13 protein-coding genes are annotated in these 17488 nt (G+C 73.9%); 12 read left to right on the forward strand and 1 reads right to left on the reverse strand.

From position 1 onward, the window contains the following. The first annotated feature begins 3 nt into the window (after positions 1-3). The 4 genes from EV385_RS00215 to EV385_RS00230 all read left to right on the forward strand — a co-directional run bounded on the left by EV385_RS00215 (position 4) and on the right by EV385_RS00230 (position 5124). Positions 4-1464, forward strand: coding sequence for an FAD-linked oxidase C-terminal domain-containing protein (locus EV385_RS00215; RefSeq protein ID WP_130507596.1), 1461 nt, complete (start codon positions 4-6; stop codon positions 1462-1464). Further along, a complete protein-coding gene (locus EV385_RS00220) occupies positions 1464-2633 on the forward strand; it encodes an FAD-binding oxidoreductase (RefSeq protein WP_130507597.1) in 1170 nt (389 codons plus the stop codon). The genes EV385_RS00215 and EV385_RS00220 overlap by 1 nt, the downstream gene beginning before the upstream one ends. After that, positions 2633-3976 (forward strand): (Fe-S)-binding protein, encoded by a 1344-nt coding sequence (locus EV385_RS00225; protein ID WP_130507598.1) that lies wholly within the window; start codon positions 2633-2635, stop codon positions 3974-3976. The genes EV385_RS00220 and EV385_RS00225 overlap by 1 nt, the downstream gene beginning before the upstream one ends. A 260-nt stretch (positions 3977-4236) precedes the next feature. Continuing rightward, on the forward strand, positions 4237-5124 hold the full coding sequence (locus EV385_RS00230) for a hypothetical protein (RefSeq protein WP_130507599.1): 888 nt from the start codon (positions 4237-4239) through the stop codon (positions 5122-5124). Positions 5125-5243: 119 nt separating this feature from the next. Here EV385_RS00230 and EV385_RS00235 read toward each other — a convergent pair whose 3' ends face one another. Next, positions 5244-5567, reverse strand: coding sequence for a putative quinol monooxygenase (locus tag EV385_RS00235; protein ID WP_130507600.1), 324 nt, complete (start codon positions 5565-5567; stop codon positions 5244-5246). Positions 5568-5660: 93 nt separating this feature from the next. On the opposite strand from EV385_RS00235, the gene EV385_RS00240 reads away from it, so the two are divergent. The 8 genes from EV385_RS00240 (at position 5661) to EV385_RS00275 (ending at position 17453) form a co-directional block, all read left to right on the forward strand. After that, positions 5661-6335 carry a 4'-phosphopantetheinyl transferase family protein gene (locus EV385_RS00240; RefSeq protein ID WP_207229723.1) on the forward strand — a complete coding sequence of 225 codons (675 nt, stop codon included), beginning with the start codon at positions 5661-5663 and terminating at the stop codon, positions 6333-6335. A gap of 40 nt (positions 6336-6375) precedes the next feature. After that, complete coding sequence (locus EV385_RS00245) at positions 6376-7776, forward strand: AMP-binding protein (protein WP_130507601.1); 1401 nt, start codon at positions 6376-6378, stop codon at positions 7774-7776. Between the two features lie 10 nt (positions 7777-7786). Next, complete coding sequence (smpB, locus tag EV385_RS00250; protein ID WP_130507602.1) at positions 7787-8281, forward strand: SsrA-binding protein SmpB; 495 nt, start codon at positions 7787-7789, stop codon at positions 8279-8281. Positions 8282-8419: 138 nt separating this feature from the next. Next, positions 8420-9484, forward strand: a complete 1065-nt coding sequence (locus EV385_RS00255) for a serine/threonine-protein kinase (RefSeq protein ID WP_130507603.1) — start codon at positions 8420-8422, stop codon at positions 9482-9484. Positions 9485-9550: 66 nt separating this feature from the next. Then, positions 9551-10171 carry an L-threonylcarbamoyladenylate synthase gene (locus EV385_RS00260; RefSeq protein ID WP_130507604.1) on the forward strand — a complete coding sequence of 207 codons (621 nt, stop codon included), beginning with the start codon at positions 9551-9553 and terminating at the stop codon, positions 10169-10171. 83 nt (positions 10172-10254) lie between these two features. Further along, a complete protein-coding gene (locus EV385_RS00265; RefSeq protein WP_130507605.1) occupies positions 10255-15288 on the forward strand; it encodes a WD40 repeat domain-containing protein in 5034 nt (1677 codons plus the stop codon). A gap of 203 nt (positions 15289-15491) precedes the next feature. Beyond that, the gene (locus EV385_RS00270; protein WP_130507606.1) at positions 15492-15689 is read left to right on the forward strand and encodes a hypothetical protein; all 198 of its coding nucleotides are present in this window, start codon (positions 15492-15494) and stop codon (positions 15687-15689) included. A gap of 15 nt (positions 15690-15704) precedes the next feature. After that, on the forward strand, positions 15705-17453 hold the full coding sequence (locus EV385_RS00275) for a methyl-accepting chemotaxis protein (RefSeq protein WP_130507607.1): 1749 nt from the start codon (positions 15705-15707) through the stop codon (positions 17451-17453). Positions 17454-17488: the final 35 nt, after the last annotated feature.

Consider the following 17488-nt stretch of genomic DNA (forward strand, 5'->3'; position numbering starts at 1 on the left):
TGAATGGACCGGATCGGCCCGCTGGCCGCGCGGCTCCGCGCCGAACTCGGCCCGGACCGCGTCATCAGCGACCGCCAGGAGCTGCGCACGTACGAGTGCGACGGCCTCACGCACTACCGGGTCGTGCCCGCCCTGGCGGTGCTCCCCCGCGACCACACCGAACTCGCCCGCACCGTACGGGCCTGCGCGGACGCGGGGGTGCCGTTCGTGGCGCGCGGCTCCGGCACGGGGCTGTCCGGCGGCGCCCTGCCGCACGCCGACGGGGTCCTCGTGGTGACCTCGCGGATGCGGGCCATCGTGGAGGTCGCCCCGGACGACGAGCGGGCCGTCGTCGAACCCGGCGTGATCAACGTGCAGGTCAGCCGGGCGGCCGCGCCGTTCGGCTACTACTACGCGCCGGACCCGTCGAGCCAGCAGATCTGCTCGATCGGCGGCAACGTCGCGGAGAACTCGGGCGGCGCCCACTGCCTCAAGTACGGCTTCACCACCAACCACGTCACCGGCGCGACCGTGGTCACCCCGGACGGCGAGGTGGTACGGCTCGGCGGGCGCGCCCCCGACACCCCCGGCTACGACCTGCTCGGCGCGTTCGTCGGCTCCGAGGGCACCCTGGGCATCGCCACCGAGGTGACCGTGCGGCTGGTCCGGGCGCCGGAGACCATCCGGACGCTGCTGGCCGCGTTCCACACCACCGACCAGGCCGGCGCGGCGACCTCCGCGATCATCGCCGCCGGGGTGGTCCCGGCGGCGGTCGAGATGATGGACGCGCTGGCCATCGAGGCCGCCGAGGCGGCCGTGAACTGCGGCTACCCGCCCGGCGCGGGCGCCGTACTCATCGTCGAGCTGGACGGCCCGGCCGCCGAGGTGCGGGCCCAGTTCGCGCAGGTCACCGCGCTGTGCGAGGAGAACGACGCGTTCGAGCTCCGGATCGCCGCCGACGACGCCGAACGGGCCCTGTTCTGGAAGGGGCGCAAGTCCGCGTTCGCGGCGGTCGGCCGGATCAGCCCCGACTACATCGTGCAGGACGGGGTGATCCCCCGCACCGCGCTGCCGCAGGTGCTGCGCCGTATCGGCGAGGTGTCGGCCGAGCACGGCGTACGGGTGGCCAACGTGTTCCACGCGGGCGACGGCAACCTGCACCCCCTGGTGCTGTTCGACGACGCCGTGCCCGGCGAGGCCGAACGCGCCGAGCAGGTCTCCGGCGCGATCCTCGACCTGTGCATCGAGCACGGCGGCTCGATCACCGGCGAGCACGGCGTCGGCGTCGACAAGGCGCGCTACATGCCGCGCATGTTCACCGCCGACGACCTGGACACGATGCAGCTCGTGCGGTGCGCGTTCGACCCCGACGGACTGTCCAATCCGGGCAAGGTGTTCCCCACCCCGCGACTGTGCGGGGAGGTCCCCGGACGGCGCAAGGGGACGCACCCGGCCCAGGAGGCCGGACTCGCGGAGATCTTCTGATGACCGCCCTGGACGAGCTGACGGAGCCCGCGAAGGACGACGACGCCGTCGCGGGCGTACCGGCGCGGCTGGTCGCCGCGCCCACCTCGACCGCGCAGGCCTCGGCGGTGCTGCGGGCGGCCGCCGACGCGGGCCTGGCCGTGGCGTTCCGCGGCGGCGGCACGAAACTGGACTGGGGCGCGCCACCGCGACGGCTCGACCTCATCGTGGACACCCGCGGCCTGACCGGGGTGGTCGAGCACGCGGCCGGCGATCTCATCGCGGTGGTCCGGGCCGGCACCCCCATGGCCGAGGTACGCGAACACCTCGGCCCGGCCGGGCAGCAGCTCGCGCTGGACACCTCGGAGGCGGGCGCCACGGTCGGCGGCACCGTGGCGGTCAGCGCCAGCGGCCCCCGCCGCCAGCTGTACGGCACGGCCCGGGACCTGGTCATCGGCATGACCGTGGTCCGCGCCGACGGCACCGTCGCGCACTCCGGGGGCAAGGTCGTCAAGAACGTCGCCGGGTACGACCTGGCCAAGCTGTTCACCGGCGCGTACGGCACGCTCGGGCTGATCACCCGGTGCGCGTTCCGGCTGCACCCGCGGCCCGGCGCCGAGGCCGTCGTGCGCGCGGCGCCGCCCGACCTCGGCGCGGCACTGGCCGCGATCCGCGCGGCGCAGGTGGTGCCCAGCGCCGTGGAGGTCGACGGGGAGACCGGCGAGGTCGCCGTCCTGGTCGAGGGCACCCCGGCCGGAGTACGGGACCGGGCCGCCACGCTGGTCCGGATCCTCGGCGACGACGCGGGACGCCCGCACTGGTGGGGCACGTACCCGTGGGAGCCCGGCGGCACCGGCCTGAAGCTGACCGCCGCGCTGTCGCGGGTGCCCGCGCTGGTGGTCCGCGCCGCCGCCCTGGCGCGGGTGCGCGGCTCCGCCGGCACCGGGGTGCTGTACGCGGGCCTGCCCCCGGACACCGCGCCGGACGAGGCGGCCGACGCGGTGGCGGAGTTGCGGGCCGCCGCCGGTGACGCGGGCGGGCACGCGGTCGTACTCACCGCGCCCGCCGAGGTGCGGGCGGGGGTGGACATGTGGGGGCCGGTGGACGGGCTGGCGCTGATGCGGCGGGTCAAGCAGCAGTTCGACCCGGACGCCCGGCTGGCCCCGGGACGTTTCGTGGGAGGCATCTGATGACCGAGGCGACCGACCCGGCCCGCCGTGACGTGCTCGGGCCGGTCGTGGGCGCGTTCGACGCGCACGAGCCGCCGTCCCGGGATCTCGCCGCCGACTGCGTGCACTGCGGCTTCTGCCTGACCACCTGCCCCACCTATGTGCTGTGGGGCGAGGAGGCGGACTCCCCGCGCGGGCGCATCCACCAGATCCAGCAGGGGCTGGACGGCGAGCCGCTGACCGGCTCGATGGTGAGCCACGTCGACCGCTGCCTGGGCTGCATGGCGTGCATGACCGCGTGCCCGTCCGGGGTGCGCTACGACCGGCTCATCGAGGCGACCCGGGCGCAGGTGGAACGGCGGCACAGCCGCACGGCGCGCGAACGGGCCCTACGCGCGGCGGTGTTCGCGCTGTTCCCGTACCCGAACCGGTTGCGGCTGCTGCGGGGCCCGCTGCGGGCGTACCGGGCCAGCGGGCTGCGGCGCCTGGTGGCGCGTACCGGGCTGCTGGAGCGTCTGGCGCCCACCGTGGCCACGCTCGAATCGCTCACGCCGCGCCTGACGAAGGTGCCGCGCCCGCCGCGCCGGGTGCCCGCCCGCGGGCCGCGCCGGGCCGTGGTGGGCATGCTGACCGGGTGCGTGCAGAGCGCGTTCTTCCCGGACGTCAACGCGGCGACCGTACGGGTGCTGGCCGCCGAGGGCTGCGACGTGCTGATCCCGGCGCGGCAGGGCTGCTGCGGCGCCCTGAGCGTCCACAACGGACGGACCGGGGAGGCGCGGCGGTTCGCCCGCGCGCTCATCGACACGTTCACCGGCACCGGCATGGACTACCTGGTGGTCAACGCGGCGGGCTGCGGGTCGTCGCTGAAGGAGTACGGCGACCTGCTGCGCGACGACCCCGCGTACGCGGGGCGCGCGGCGGAGTTCGCCGCCCGGGTCCGGGACCTGTCCGAGGTGCTGGTGGAGCTGGGCCCCGCCGCGCCCCGGCACCGGCTGGCGGTGACGGTCGCCTACCACGACGCCTGCCATCTCGGGCACGCGCAAGGGGTCCGGGCGCAGCCCCGCGAACTGCTGCGCTCGATTCCCGGGCTGACGCTGCGGGAGATCGCCGACCCGGAGATCTGCTGCGGCTCGGCGGGCATCTGGAACGTGCTGAACCCGGAACCGGCCGCGGAACTCGGCGACCGCAAGGCCGGCGACGTCCTGGCCACCGGCGCCGAGCTGCTGGTGACGGCGAACCCGGGCTGCCTCATGCAGGTCGCCGCGGCGTTGCGGCGGCGGGGCGCGACGATCGGGCTGGCGCACACCGCGGTGGTACTGGACGCCGCGATCCGCGGGCTGCCCGCCGCCGCGCTGACGGACTAGCGCAACCGCCAGCGGGTGCAAGCGCCCTTGGGGTAGGGACCGTGCGCCGAATCGGCACGGGTGGTCAGGCGAACGCCACGGCGGCACTGCCCGATTGACAGAAGGAATTGGGGTTAGTGCCCGCCTTCGGCCGGCACGGTATCGAGGCACGGTTTTGTACGGTATGCGAAGCGCGGCACGCTAGCATTAATAGGCAACAGTGGCAAGTTGACACTATTGCTACGCTGCTCTCGCCTTACCCCCAAAGGAGAGACATCGAAGTGAAGAAAATACTAGCCGTTGTCGCGTCCGTGCTCGCATTGTCAATCGGAATCGCTATTGTTCCGGCAGCATCCTCTTTCGCTGCCACGGACAGGACCGGACCCGAACGGCTGTTCATCCCGAACGGCGATCCGTGCAGGCTGGGCCGCACGGTCATGCAGGGCATGGTGGTGGGGCCAGGCAGCCAGCTCTACATCGTTTTCACGAAGGCAGGCGGCGCTGAGCCCGTCCTGTCCAGGTGGTTGCGTAACGGCTCGACCTGGAGCGGCGATAGCTGGGTCTGCGCCGGGAACACCGTCCCGATCTCCATCCTCGGCCACGGTAACGACCTCGCCTACAACGCGAATTACCTGGGCCAGGGTCCGGCTTTGATCGCCACCCAAGGCAGCCAGTCCACATACCTGAGCAACAAGGTGACGATCATACGCCTGAACGCCAACGGGTCTATTGGCACGGCCAGCGAAGTGAGTCTGCCGATGAACATCAGCGGCCTCTGCTACAGCGCGACGGCGGGCACCGGCGGCAAATATGCCGCCCGACGGCTGGGTAGCTTGTGGACCCATGCCGGTTCCGGTGCGCTGACGAGTGGATGGACGCTCGTGAAGAGCAACCTGACGAGTCACGATAATCGTTCCGACCAAGGCCTGGACTGCTCCGAGAACAACATCTGGAACACCAAGTCAATCAACGACTCCACGCCCACTACCGGGTGGAACTGGGTATACCAGTACAACTGGTCTGGAGGCGATGTGGAGAGCGACATCGGAATTCCGAGCAACTACCTGAGAAACGAGATCGAAGACATCACCCACGTGGGGAGCGAGTTCTTCGTCGGTATCAACCGAAACGACGGGTACGCCGACTCCGTGAACGTGTTCTTCGAGTAGGCCGACCCAGCAGCGCCCCTGACCCGGCTCTCGGCTGGTCAGGGGCGCTGTTTCGCCTGGTAGGTCGAGCGTGGATGTTGGTGCCGCGCCTGGAGACAGCCTGCCTGAGCGCTCAAGTGTTACGAGACCGCCATCTCGCCCAGTTCGGACCAGTCGTCCTGGTCCAGGGTGGTGTTGATGATGCGTGGGGTCTCGGCCAGGTGCCGGGGCAGTTCCTGGCGGGCCTGCTGGAAATGTGCGCTGTTGACGTGCGCCGCCCCGGCCTCGCCGTCGCGGAACGCCTCGACCAGCACGTACTCGGTCGGGTCGGCGATGCTGCGGGACCAGTCGAACCACAGGCAGCCCGGTTCGGCGCGGGTGGCCTCGGTGAACGGCGCCGCGATCGCGGGCCAGCGGTCGGCCTCCTCCGGCTTGATCCGGAACTTCGCCGTAATGAAGATCATGTGGACTGCCCTCTCCTCAGGTGCGGTGGTCCTCATTCTGCCCGCCGCCCGGGCCGGGCCGAGGCGGTGACGGCGGCGTGGCAGGATCCAGGGGTGCCGCCACCCACCTTCGCCCGGCTGCTGCCGGAAACGGTGGTGGCGGTCGAGTCGTACGGCGACGCCGGCACCGAACCGGTCTTCCCCGGCGAGGAGGACCTGGTGGCGGACGCGGTGGCCGGCCGGCGCCGCGAGTTCGTGACGGCCCGCCGCTGCGCCCGCGAGGCGCTGGCCCGGCTCGGCCACGCCCCCGCCCCGATCCGGCGCGGACCCAAAGGGTCGCCGGTGTGGCCGCCCGGCGTCGCGGGCAGCATCACCCACTGCACCGGGTTCCGCGCCGCCGCGGTCGTCGGAATCGGTGAGCTCGTCAGCGTCGGCATCGACGCCGAACGGGCCGGTCCCCTGCCCGACGGGGTGCAACCGCTGATCACCGTGCCGGGCGAGGAGCGGATGCTCGACCGGCTGGCCGCCGACCACCCGGCCGGGCCGTGGGGCAAGGTGCTGTTCAGCGCCAAGGAGTCGGTGTACAAGGCGTGGTTCCCGCTCACCGGGCGGTGGCTGGGATTCGAGGACGCCCGGCTGAGCATCGACCCGGTCGCGGGCACGTTCCGCGCCGACCTGCTCGTCTCCGGTACCCGCCGCGACGGCGGGGCGCCGCTGACCGAGCTGCGCGGCCGGTTCCTGGTCGACGAGGGACTGATCCTGACCGCCGTGACCGTGGAAGCGGACTGACCGACGGCCCGGATGTGGCCGCCGACCGAGAGGACATCGGATGGACCTGCTGGCGGGGCTGTCGCGACCCGAGATGGACGCCGCCGACGCGGTCCGCGTCGGCGGCGACGCGATGTCCGGCGAGCGGCTGCTGGGGGCCGCCGCGGCCGTCGCCGCGGACGTGCGCGGCGCCGGGGTCGTCGCCGTGCACGCCACCGCGACCCTGCACACCGTGGTCGCCGTCGCCGGGGCGTTGCTGGGCGGCGCGGCCGTGGTGCCGTTGCCGCCGGACTCGGGCCCGGCCGAGGCGGGCCACATCCTCGCCGACTCGGGCGCCACGCTGCTGCTGAGCGGTGCCGCCGAACCGCCGCCCACCACCCTGCCCGTCGTGCCGGTGGACCCCTCGCGCACCGGCACGCCCGGCCCCGACGCCACCGGGGCCGACGACCCGGCGCTGATCATGTACACCAGCGGGACGACCGGCGCCCCGAAAGGGGTGGTGCTCTCGCACGCCGCGGTCGCGGCCGACCTGGACGCGCTGGCCGACGCGTGGGCCTGGACCCCGGCCGACGTGCTGGTGCACGGGTTGCCGCTGTTCCACGTGCACGGGCTGGTCCTCGGCGTGCTGGGCGCGCTGCGGACCGGCTGCCGGCTGCACCACACGGGACGGCCCCACCCGCGGGCGTACGCGGCGGCCGGCGGCACCCTCTACTTCGGCGTACCCACGGTCTGGTCCCGGGTGTGCGCCGACCCGGCCGTGGCCGCCGCGCTGGCCGGTGCCCGCCTGCTCGTCTCGGGCAGCGCGGCGCTGCCCGTGCCGGTGTTCGAACGCCTCGCCGCGCTGAGCGGGCACCGCCCCGTCGAGCGGTACGGCATGACCGAAACCCTGATCACCGTGAGCGGCCGCGCCGACGGCGAGCGCCGCCCCGGCCACGTCGGGCTGCCCCTGGCCGGGGTGGCGACCCGGGTGGTCGACGACGAGGGCCACGACCTGCCCCGCGACGGCGCGTCCATCGGTGAGCTGTGGGTGCGCGGGCCGATGCTGTTCGACGGCTACCTGAACCGTCCCGAAGCCACCGCGGCCGCGCGCACCGCCGACGGCTGGCTGCGCACCGGGGACATCGCCGCGATCGGGCCCGACGGCTGGCACCGCATCGTCGGGCGCCGCTCCACCGACCTCATCAAGAGCGGCGGCTACCGCGTCGGCGCGGGTGAGGTGGAGGACGCCCTGCTGGCGCACCCGGCCGTCCGGGAGGCCGCGGTGGTCGGCACCCCCCACGACGACCTGGGCGAACAGATCACCGCGTACGTGGTGGCCGACGGGGTGGGCGGCACCGAGCTGATCGACTTCGTGGCGCGCACCCTGTCGGCGCACAAGCGGCCGCGCGAGGTCCGGTTCGTCGCCGAACTGCCCCGCAACGCCATGGGTAAGGTACGGAAGTCGCTGCTCGGCCGAGGATGAGGGGATCGGCGTGGCGAAGCCGACCGGCCGCACCGTCATCGCGTCCAACCGCCGGGCGCGCCACGACTACGAGGTGCTCAAGACGTACGAGGCGGGGCTGGTGCTGGCGGGCACGGAGGTGAAGTCGCTGCGCGCCGGGTACGCCTCGCTGGCGGACGCGTTCGCCGGTGAGCACGAGGGCGAGCTGATGCTCTACCAGCTGCACATCGCCGAGTACGGCTTCGGCTCCTGGACCAACCACGCTCCCCGGCGTACCCGCAAGCTGCTGCTGCACCGCGTCGAGATCGACCGCATCCGGCAGCGGCTGCGCGACGGCAGCGGGCTCACGCTGATCCCGCTGTCGTTGTACTTCGCGGGAGGTTGGGCCAAGGTGGAACTGGCGCTGGCCCGCGGCCTGCGGTCGTACGACAAGCGGCAGGTGATCGCCAAGCGCGACGCCGACAAGGAGATCGCCCGGGCGATGGGCCGCCACCTCAAGGGCCGCTCCCCCGCCCGCCCCCGGTGAGTGAACCCTGAGTGACGGCCACGTCACCGAAACGGTGGATGTGGCGCAGTCCTTACGACGGTTAGGTTCCGAAGCAGATCCACCACCGCGCGACCGCCACGGCCCCGGCCAGGGGCGGGCGCAACCGGAAGGGGACCGATGCCGCAGCCGCAGGCACTGCTCGACGGGCGCTACCGGATCGTCCGGGCACTGGGCACGGAGGACACGGGCCCGGTCTGGCTGGCCCGCGACGAGATGCTCGAACGCGACGTCGCGATCAAGGAGCTGACGCTGCCGGACGGTGACGCCGGGCCGCGCCTGCGGGCCCTGCGCGAAGCCCGCAGCGCGGCCCGGTTCAGCCACCCGAACATCATCCAGATCTACGACGTGGGATCCGGCGACGACCAGCCGTGGATCATCTCGGAGTACGTCCGTTCCCGTCCCCTGCCGCAGGTCGTCGCGGAGACCGGGGCGCTTCCGGTCGCGCAGGTGGCCGCCATCGGCCTGGCGGTGCTCTCCGCCATGGACGCCGCGGACCGGGCCGGGGTGCGGCACCGCGACGTCTCCCCGGGCACCGTGCTACTGGCCGACGACGGCCGGGTCATGCTGACCGGATTCGGTCCGGCCACCATGGACGACGCGCTGCCCGAACCCGGCGCGTCCACCCCGGAGGCGGACCGGTGGTCGCTGGGCGCCGTCCTGTACGCGGCCGTCGAGGGGCGCGAGCCGTTCGTCCGCCCTGCGGGGCGGCACCGCCTGCCGGCGGGGCGGCCGGGGCCGATCAGGCTGGCCGGGCCGCTCCGCCCGGTGATCACCGGGCTGCTGCGGCCCGACCCGCGGGCGCGGATGAGCATCGCGGAGGCGGAACGGCGGCTGCGCCGCCTCGCCGACGTGCGGACCACCGTGCACCTGCGGCACGTGCCGCGACGGCTCGACGATCCGCCGCCCGCCGTGGGTCGCGGCGCGCCGACGAACCGCGCGGCGGGCCGCGCCGAGCGGCGTCGGCGCTGGTGCGTCGCCGGACCGCGTCTGCGCTTGGTCTCCGCGCGGCGCGGCGGCTGCGTGGCGCGCGCCCGCACCGCCTCGGCGCCGGTGCGGGGTGCGGCCGCCGCCCACGGGCCACCGGGGCTGACCGGTCGGCTGCGGCTGGCGCTGGCCGTCAGCGCGGCCGTGGTCGCACCGGTGGTCGCGGTGATCGAATCGGCGTTGCGGTCCGCGACCTGACCGGCGACGCGACGGGCCCGGGTGGCTGAACCACGCACGGTGCGGTCACCACCGTAGGCTCGGGCTATGGCGAAGTACTTCGACGTGCACCCGGACAACCCCCAGCCCCGGGCGATCAACCAGGTGGTCGGGATCGTCCGCAACGGCGGGGTCATCGCGTACCCGACGGACTCCTGCTTCGCCCTCGGCACCCACCTCGGCGACAAGAACGGCCTCGACCGGTTGCGCGAGATCCGCCGGCTCGGCCCCGACCACCACTTCACGCTGGTGTGCCGCGACTTCGCGCAGCTGGGCCAGTTCGTACAGATCAACAACAACATCTTCCGTACGCTCAAAGCGGTCACGCCGGGCAACTACACGTTCATCCTTCCGGCCACCCGCGAGGTCCCCCGGCGGCTGCTGCACCCGCGCAAGAAGACCGTCGGCGTCCGCATCCCCGACCACACGGTCGCCCAGGCGCTGCTGGCCGAGCTGGGCGAGCCGCTGCTGTCCACGACCCTGCTGATGCCCGGCGACGAGGAACCGATGACCCAGGGCTGGGAGATCAAGGAACGCCTCGACCACGCCGTCGACGCGGTCATCGACTCCGGTGAGTGCGGCACCATTCCCACCACGGTGGTGGACCTGTCCACGGGCGAGGCCGAGATCGTCCGGGTGGGCGGCGGCGACCCGACCCTGTTCGAATAGCCGCTGTCGCTTCCGCCCGGCCGATCAGAGCCGGGTGATCGGTTCCAACCACCTGGAAGGTGTACAAAACGTAGCATTTTCCCGTGACCGCATCGCAAGGCACGTCGTCCGGTGAGCCTCGCCCCCCGGCGCGCGACGGTGCGGTCCGGCTGCTGCTGACGACCGGTACGGCCGCGCGGCAGAGCGGCGACGACCCCCTCGCCACGCTTCTCACCACGTCCTTCGGCTTCCAGAAGCGGCCGAACCTCGACCTCGGCGACAGCGCCGAGGAGATCCAGGCGGCGCTGCGGGACCTGACCGGTGAGGACCTGGTCGTCGCCGTGCGGGCGCACGGCTCGATCGTCGAGGACGAGCTGTTCCTGCGACCCGACACCGACGACGACCCGGAGCAGCCCGGGGTGCCCGCGGGACAGCTCGTGCGGTGGCTCGCGGCGGCACCGCCACGCCGGATCGCCATGCTGCTCGAGATGCGCGGCGACCCGGACACCGCCGTGGCGGCGCGACGGGCGATACCCGCATGGCTGCGCGGCGCCGACAACCGTGACGGCACGGTCCTGGAGATCGTCCTCACCACGACCGCGCCCAGTGACGGTGGCGGCCCGGACGAGTTCGCGGCCCGGTTCGCGCGCGCCGCCGACCTGCCCGCCAGCGGCGGCCCCGCCCAGCCGGCACTGACCCTGGCCGGCATCGTCCGTACGCTCGCCGCCGACCTGCCCCTGCCCCCCGCCGCGCCGCTGACGGTCACCTACCACCGCCTCGGTCCCACCGACGCCGTGGGCCTGACCCTGCCGAATCCCCGGCACCTGCCGGGCAGCGCCGGTCAGCCGGTGGCCGGCGACCCCGCCGACCGGACCGAGCCGGTACGGCTCACCGGCCGCGCCACGGCTCTGGCCGCCGTCGCCGACTGGCTGGCCGCCGGCCGGGGCGCCCCGGCCGTGCAGGTGGTCACGGGCGGCGCCGGCTCCGGCAAGTCGGCGGTGCTGGGGATGCTGACCGATCCCGACCGCGCCTCCTCCGGCATGGCCCGCCCCGACGTGACATTGGACGCCAAGGGCCGCACCGAGGACGAGATTTTGGCCCGGATCAGCGACGCGGCGGGCGCCGCAACCGGCACCGTGGACGCGCTGCTGGCGCACCTGGCCACCCGCGCGCGGCCACTGACCATCCTGGTGGACGGGGTGGACGAGGCGGTGGATCCGCCCGAGCTGGTCCGCGCCGTGCTGCTCCCCCTGGCCGTGTACGGCGGCGGCGCCGTCCGGATGCTGCTGGGCGCGCGGCGTGAACTGCTGCCGGTGCTGGGCGACGACGCGGCGGTCATCGACCTCGACGCCGACCCGTACGCCGACCGGGAGACGGTCCGCGCCCTCGTCCGCGAACAGCTGGCGCGATCGGGCGGGCCGCTGGCGGCGGCCGAGCCCGACGTGCGCGCCCGCGCCGCCGAGGCGATCGTCGAGGCGACCGGGCCGTCGTTCCTCACCGCCCTGATCGTCGCCGCCACCGCGAGCACCGCCGCCGCGAACAGCGCCACCACCCCCGCCGTCGACGATCCGCGGTGGCGGGCCGGGCTGCCCGGCGACCTGGCCGCCGCCGTCTCCGCCGACCTGGCCGCGCGGATCGGCGAGGAGGCCGACCGGGCCCGCGCGCTGCTGCTGCCGCTGGCCTACGCCCAGGGCGCCGGACTGCCGTGGGAGGACACCTGGCCGGCGCTGGCGACGGCCCTGCACCCGGGCGCCCGGTACGGCCACGACGACCTGCGCTGGCTGTGCCACACCGCCGGCGGTTACCTGGTCGAGGACCTCAGCGGTGACCAGTCGGTGTACCGGCTGCGCCACGCCGCCCTCGCCACCGTCCTGCGCGCGGGCCGCGACGAGACCGCCGACCAGCAGGCGATCACCACCGCGCTGTACGCCCGCGTGCCCGGCACGGCCGACGGCCGACCCGACTGGGCGCTCGCGCAGCCGTACGTCCGCGCCCACCTCATCACCCACGCCGCGGCCGTGCCGGACGTGGACGGCCTGCTGACGGACGCGGGCTTCCTGATGGTCGCGGCACACCCGGCCGTCGTGGCCGCGCTGCCGGCGGCCCGCAGCGAACCCGCTCGGGCGGCAGCCGACGTGTACCGCCGCGCCGAGGAACGGCTGCGCACCGCACCCGCCGGGACGCACGCCGCCTACCTGGAACTGGCCGCCCGGTCCGGCGGGGCGACAGCGCTGGCCGACGCCGTGGCGGCCAGCGGCGTCCCGCGTCCATGGTCGACGCGGTGGGTGTCCTGGCAGGTGGCCGTCCTGCACCGGCCGCTGACCGGGCACACCGGCGCCGTCCTGTGCGTCGCGGTCGGCCAGCGCGACGGCGTGGACGTGGCCGTCACCGGAGCGGACGATCGCGAGTTGCGGGTGTGGGACCTGACCAGCGGTGAGCCGATCGGTCCGCCGCTGCGCGGGCACACCGCCGGGGTCACCGCCGTCGCGGTCGGCCGGATCGACGACCGTACGGTCGTCGTCTCCGGCAGCGACGACCGTACGGTCCGGCTCTGGGACCTCGGCACCGGCGCGCCGATCGGCGAGCCGCTCACCGGGCACACGGGCGGCGTCCATGCGCTGGCCCTCGGCACCTGGGCCCGGCGTACATGGCTGGTTTCGGTGGGGCACGACGGCACGGTGCGGCGGTGGGACCCGCGTACCGGCCGCCCCGACGGGCCGCCGATGACCGGGCACACCGGGCCGGTCACCGCGCTGGCGCTGGGCGAACTCGACGGGTCGCCGATCGCCGTCACCGGGGGGCACGACACCACCGTCCGGGTGTGGGACCTGGCCGCCGGGACCGCGCTGGGCAAGCCGATCAGCGGACACACCGCGCCGGTCACCGCGATCGCGTTCGAGACCCGCGACGGGGTGCCCACCGCCGTCTCGGCCAGCCTCGACCACACCATCCGGCGGTGGAACGTCGGCACCCACAGCCCCGTCGGCACCCCCCTGGAGGGCCACGCCGAGGCCGTCACCGGGGTCGCCCTGGCCGAACTGGACGGCTACCCGGTCGCGATCTCCAGCTCCGCCGACCGGACGCTGATGCTGTGGGACCTGACGACCGGCGCCGCCGTCGGCGAGCCACTCACCGGGCACACCCGCGGCGTCTCGGCGGTCGCCGTCGGCCACGTCGACGGGCGGCCGGTCGCCGTGTCCGGCGCCCACGACCACACGGTACGGCTGTGGGACTCGGCGCTGGAGCGGCGCGTCGGCCGGCCGTTCGGCGGGCACACCGACTCGGTGATGTCGCTGGCCGCGCGGAGCATCGCCGGGACACCCGTCGTCGTCTCCGGCAGCGCCGACCACACCGTACGGGTGTGGGACCTCACGACCGGCCATCCGATCGGCCGGCCCCTGACCGGTCACACCGGTGGGGTCTGGTCGGTCGCCACCGGCGACCGCGACGGCCGCCCGGTCGCCGTGTCCGCCGGCGCCGACCAGCGGCTGCGGCTGTGGGACCTGATCGCTCACGAGCCGATCGGCGAGCCACTGACGGGCCACACCGCGTGGGTGTGGGCCGTGGCACTGACCGAAGTGGATGGTCGCCTGGTCGCGGTGTCGGGCGGCGACGACCACAGCGTGCGCGTCTGGGGCCTGGACGACCTGACGGAGCTGCACGAGGGCACCGGCCACAGCAGCGGCGTCACCGCACTCGCCGTGGGCCGGCTCGGCGACCGGCCGGTGGCCGTGTCCGGCGGCCGCGACCAGAACCTGCGGATGTGGAACCTGCGTACCGGCCGCCCGAGCGGCGAACCGCTGACCGGCCACGCCCGCGCCGTCTGGGCGGTGGTGATCGGTGAGGTGGAGGGGCAGCCCGTCGTGGTGTCCGGCGCCGCCGACCAGACCCTGCGGGTGTGGGACCCGACCACGGGTGAGGCGCTCGGCCTGCCGATGAGCGGACACCGGGACACGGTGACCGCCCTCGCCCTCGGCGAACTCGACGGGCGCCCGCTGGCGGTTTCCGGCAGCGACGACAAGACCGTACGGGTGTGGGACCTGACCACCCGCAAGGCGGTCGGCAAGCCCCTGCTCGGGCACGACGACGGCGTGCGGGCGGTCGTGGTCGCCGAACGCCACGGCACCCCGCTCATCGTCTCCGGCGGGCACGACAACACCATCCGCGTCTGGGACCTCGCCACCGGCGCGCCCATCGACTACACCGCGGACAGCGACGCCGTACGGGCGGTCGCGATCGGCGACCTGCACGGCACCGCCGTGGCGGTCTCCGGCGGCACCGACCACACCGTCCGGGTGTGGGAACTGAGCACCGGGCGGCCGGTCGGTTCGCCGTTCACCGGCCACACCGGCGCGGTCACGGCACTGGCGCTGTCCGAGGTGGACGGCCGCGGTGTCGTGGTGTCCGCCGGGCCGGACGAGACCGTCCGGCTGTGGGACCTGGCCGACGGGCGGCCTCTGGCCGAGCCGTTGACCGGGCACACCGGCGGCGTCTGCTGCGTCGCCGCCGGCCTGGCCGACGACCGTCCGGTCGCGGTCACCGGCGGCCAGGACCGCACCGTACGGCGGTGGGACCTCGCGACCGGCCATCCGCTCGGCGAGCCGCTGACCCGGCACACCGGCGCCGTGAGCTGCGTCGCGGTCACGCAGCTCGAGGGCGGCACCGTCGTGGTCACCGGCGGCCAGGACCGCACCGTACGGCGGTGGGACCTCGCGAGCGGCCAGCCGCTCGGGGAGCCGCTGACCGGGCACACGGGCGCCGTCACCTGCCTCACTCTGGCCCGCTTCGACGGACACCTCGTCGCGGTCACCGGCGACGAGGAGGGGACCGTCCGGACCTGGGATCTGGAGGCCGGGTTGCACCGGCGCCGCTGGTCGTTGCGGAAGGAACCGCCCGCGTTGCACGTGCCCGACCTGCGTTTCGGTGCGCCGGTGCGCGGGCTGGCGCATCTCGGCGAGGGCCGGCTGGTGGTGGCGGCCGGGCACGCGCTGCTGCTCTGCCGGCTCGGCGCCGAGGTGGAGCGCGAGATCGTGCTGGACACGCCGCCGCTGTCCGTCGCCGCACGGGACGGCTGGGTCGTGGCCGGAACCGAGCGGGGTGTGATCTCGCTGGAGGTCGGCGACACCGGCCAGCGGTGATCTTGCCGTTCGCGGCGCATCCTGAGCGTTTCCTGAGAAAGCGGCGACCGGTGGCGGTCCCGGTGTCCCTTGTGGCTCCCGGCGGGGTCACCACATCAGCCGTTCGTGGCGGACGTCACGGCGCGCGCGTCGTTCCGAATGCGGCACTCAGGTCCTCTGTCGAGTGACCGATCCCTACTCCGGTCAGGTGTGAGGGAGGAACTGTGCGCGGAATCCGGACGCGGTTGGTCGCAAGCGTGGTAGCCACGGTGCTGGTTGCCATGGTGGTGCTGCTGGGCATCGCCGTGACCCAGACCCGGTCGCTGGCGTTGCGGCAGGCCGGTGATTACGCCGAGCAGTTGGCCATGCGCAAGGCCGGCGGTGTGAGCCAGGTCATCGACCGTGCGGTGCACGTCACGTAGGAGCTGGCCGGCACCATGGCACAGCTGAAGAAGGACGGCATTACCGACCGCAAGCTCGTCGGCGGCCTGGTGGGGGCCACGCTGCAGCGGCATCCCGAGTTCTTCGGCATGTCCACCGGCTGGGAACCCAACGCGTTCGACGGGCGCGACAGCAAGTTCCGCAACGTCGCCCCCAGCGACGCCACCGGCCGGTTCATCCCGTACTGGTACCGCGACGGCGACAAGCTGCGCAACGACCCGCTGGTCGACTACGACAAGCCCGGCGCCGGCGACTGGTACCTCCAGCCCCGCGCGAACGGCAAGAGCATGGTCGTCGACCCGTACGTGTACCCGGTCAACGGCCAGGACGTGCTGATGACCACCGCGACCAGCCCGATCCTGGTGGACGGCAGGTTCGCGGGCGTGGTCACCGTCGACCTGGCGCTGGCCGACCTGCGTACCTCGCTGGCGGCCGAGAAGCCCTACGGCACCGGGTATCAGGCCCTGGTCACCGCCGGCGGCGCGGTCGTGGCGCACCCCCGGGCCGAGCTGCTCGGCAAGCCGCTGCCCGGCGCGGTCGCCGGTAGCGTGCGCGCCGCCGTGCACGGCGGCAACGCCGTACGGTGGATCGGGCACGACGACTACCTGCGCGACGAGGCCACCGAGGTCGTGGCGAGCGTCAAGCTGGCCACGGGCGACGCCTGGGCGCTGCTGGTCGCGGTGCCCGACCGGACGATCACCGCGGCCGCGAACGGCATGGTCCGCAGCCTGCTCATCGCCGCGATCGTGGCGTTCCTGGTCGCCGGTGCCCTGGTGTGGATGCTCGGCACCGGCCTGACCCGGCCGATCCACCGGCTGCGCAACCGCCTCGTGGAGATCGCCGACGGCGACAGCGACCTGACCCAGCGCGTCGACGACGCCCGCCGCGACGAGATCGGCCAGCTCGGTGCCGCGTTCAACCGATTCACCACCAAGATCGCCGACGTGGTGCGGCACATCGACGACAAGGCCGAACGCGTCGCCATCTCCGCCGGCTCGTTGACCACCGCCAGCGAGCAGATGCGCGGCACCGCCGAGCACGGCGCCGAGCGCGCCGCGACGGTCACCGAAGCCGCGGACCGGGTCAGCGGCAACGTCCAGACGATCGCGGCCGGCGCGGAGCAGATGGACGCCTCCATCCGGGAGATCGCCCACAGCACCAGCGAGGCCGCCCGGGTCGGCAAGCGGGCCGCGGAGGTCGCCCAGGCCACCACGCAGAGCGTGGCCAAGCTCGGCGAGTCCTCCACCGAGATCAGCGAGGTCGTCAAGGTCATCACGGCGATCGCCGAGCAGACCAACCTGCTGGCGCTCAACGCCACCATCGAGGCCGCCCGCGCCGGCGAGATGGGCAAGGGCTTCGCCGTCGTCGCGGGTGAGGTCAAGGAACTGGCCCAGGAAACCGCCCGGGCCACCGACGACATCACCCGCCGGGTCCAGATGATCCAGACCGACACCGCGACGGCGGTCGCCGCGATCGACGAGATCGTCGAGGTGGTCGACCGGATCAACGAGCTGCAGACCACCATCGCCAGCGCCGTCGAGGAGCAGACCGCGACTACCCGGGAGATGAGCCGCAACGTCGCCGAGGCCGCCACCGGCACCACCGACATCGCGCAGACCATCGGCGGCGTGGCCGAATCCGTGCACCAGATGAACGCGGGCAGCGGCACCACCGACCAGGCCGCCCGGGAACTGGCCGGGCTCTCCGCGCACCTGCGCTCCCTCGTCGGCCAGTTCCGGTTCTGATCGCTCCGGCAGCTCCCTACCGGCGGGAGGGGTGT

The sequence above is a fragment of the Krasilnikovia cinnamomea genome (assembly GCF_004217545.1).
GTDB lineage: Bacteria > Actinomycetota > Actinomycetes > Mycobacteriales > Micromonosporaceae > Actinoplanes > Actinoplanes cinnamomeus.